Source organism: Bartonella sp. AA86SXKL (genome assembly GCF_042196885.1).
Map to the genome: position 1 here is coordinate 811 of NZ_JBHIRE010000143.1, position 258 is coordinate 1,068.

A 258-nucleotide genomic window follows, 5' to 3' on the forward strand; every position below is an offset into this window, starting at 1 on the left:
CTTAATGCTTCTGTTTATATTGATTATGCACATAAACCGGAAGCTTTGGAACTAGTGCTGCTTTCTGTTCGTCCCTTCACGCAAGGGCGTTTAATCCTTGTTTTTGGTTGTGGAGGTGATCGCGATCAAGGAAAAAGACCTTTAATGGGAAAAATTGCAGAAAATAAAGCTGATATTGTTATTATAACGGATGATAACCCTCGCACGGAAATGCCAGCGAAAATACGCAAGGATATTTTACAAGCAGCGCCAAAAGCC

At 40.7% G+C, this 258-nt stretch carries 1 protein-coding gene; it reads left to right on the forward strand.

What is annotated here, in order from left to right; all coding sequences use genetic code 11:
* Positions 1-258, forward strand: a 258-nt coding sequence (locus ACFIO5_RS10590) for a glutamate ligase domain-containing protein (protein WP_375705378.1), incomplete at both ends; no start/stop codon positions are given.